Raw genomic sequence first — 1145 nt, forward strand, 5'->3', positions numbered from 1 at the left:
CGATATGCCCGTTGATTTTCTGACCACTGAGCAGGAACTGAATTATGGTCGCTATGTTGCAGAACCCAATGACGTGCAGCTGGCGCGCTATTTTCATCTTGATGAACCGGATCTTGCTTTCATTAACCAGCGACGGGGAAGGCATAACCGGCTGGGAATAGCGCTTCAGCTTACCAGCGCCCGTTTTCTGGGCACCTTTCTGACAGATTTAACCCAGATTCTGCCGGGGGTTCAGCAATTTGTAGCGGTTCAGCTTAATATCCGCCGGCCGGAAGTCCTCTCCCGCTACGCGGAACGGGATACCACCCTCAGAGAGCATACTGCGCTGATTAAGGAATATTACGGTTACCATGAATTTGGCGATTTCCCCTGGTCTTTCCGCCTGAAGCGCCTGCTGTACACCCGCGCATGGCTCAGTAATGAGCGACCCGGCCTGATGTTTGATTTTGCCACCGCGTGGCTGCTTCAGAATAAGGTCCTGCTGCCCGGAGCAACCACACTTGTACGTCTCGTCAGTGAAGTACGCGAACGGGCAAATCAGCGGCTGTGGCAGAAACTGGCCGCGTTGCCGGACAGCTGGCAGACTGCCCGCGTGACGGAGCTGCTGGACATTCCTGAGGGACTGCGAATTTCACCGCTGGAACAACTGAAAAAGGGCCCGGTCACCGTCAGCGGCCCGGCATTTACCGAAGCGCTGGAGCGGTATATCCGGCTGCGAAACCTTGAGTTTTCCCGGCTGAATTTTACCGGCCTGCCCGCTATACAACTGCGTAATCTGGCGCGTTACGCAGGTATGGCATCGGTAAAATATATCGCACGCATGCCAGAGCAAAGAAAACTGGCCATACTCACCGCATTTGTTAAAGCGCAGGAAATAACAGCGCTGGATGAAGCCGTTGATGTGCTCGATATGCTGATACTGGACATCACCCGCGAGGCAAAGAAAACGGGGCAGAAAAAGCGGCTCAGGACGCTGAAAGATCTTGACCGGGCAGCGCTGCTGCTGGCGCGGGCCTGTTCATTGTTGCTGAATGAGCTGGCCCGGCCTCAGAACAACAATTTCCATGACGAAATGGTGGAGCAGTACGGGCGGGTAAAGCGTTTTCTTCCGGCGGTATTGCGCGACCTGCATTTCCGGGCTGCAC

The 1145-nt window shown here is 55.1% G+C and carries 1 protein-coding gene; it reads left to right on the forward strand.

The features are described 5' to 3' along the window. Positions 1 to 4 precede the first annotated feature (4 nt). The coding region (locus CBW22_RS24145; protein ID WP_141097367.1) for a DUF4158 domain-containing protein at positions 5 to 1145 on the forward strand (1141 nt) is incomplete at its 3' end.

It is taken from the genome of Pantoea sp. VS1, from assembly GCF_002207995.1.
Lineage (GTDB): Bacteria > Pseudomonadota > Gammaproteobacteria > Enterobacterales > Enterobacteriaceae > Pantoea > Pantoea dispersa.